We start from the raw sequence: 417 nt of genomic DNA on the forward strand, positions 1-417 counted from the left end.
CTGTGGATTCGCAATAATCATGTTACCTTGCAGGACATAGAGCACCTCATCGGCGCCGAAGATTGTCCGGAACGATTCGGAGTGACGGAAGCCTTCACCCGCCGGAAAGCCGAAGATCAGCTGGTGGATCTTGCTGCTCGACAGATAGATCCAGTCATTGACGAGACCGGCCTCATCGTCACCCCAAAGATAGCGCGTGACCTTGTCGTAGGGGATGAGGGTTGGTTCGCTGAAGCTGGGGCGTGGTGATGATTTATAGGCCATGATGTCAGATGTTTCCTCTATCAAATGAGCGTCAACGGGTTGTGATTCGGATGCATTGTGGCGCTGTCCGTTGGCGGAAGCGGCCTTACAGGATCGAAGCGGCTGGTGACCGCCATGGGCCGCCCCTTCTCCAGCGAGGCCAGCGCCTGGTCG

1 protein-coding gene is annotated in these 417 nt (G+C 56.8%); it reads right to left on the bottom strand.

The window, feature by feature from the left end; all coding sequences use genetic code 11:
* On the bottom strand, positions 1–264 hold a 264-nt coding region (locus ACLD7X_RS19265; protein WP_411425285.1), incomplete at its 3' end, for a hypothetical protein.
* Positions 265–417 lie beyond the last annotated feature (153 nt).

The sequence above is a fragment of the Aphanothece microscopica RSMan92 genome, assembly GCF_046613545.2.
Taxonomy (GTDB): Bacteria; Cyanobacteriota; Cyanobacteriia; order PCC-6307; family Cyanobiaceae; genus NIES-981.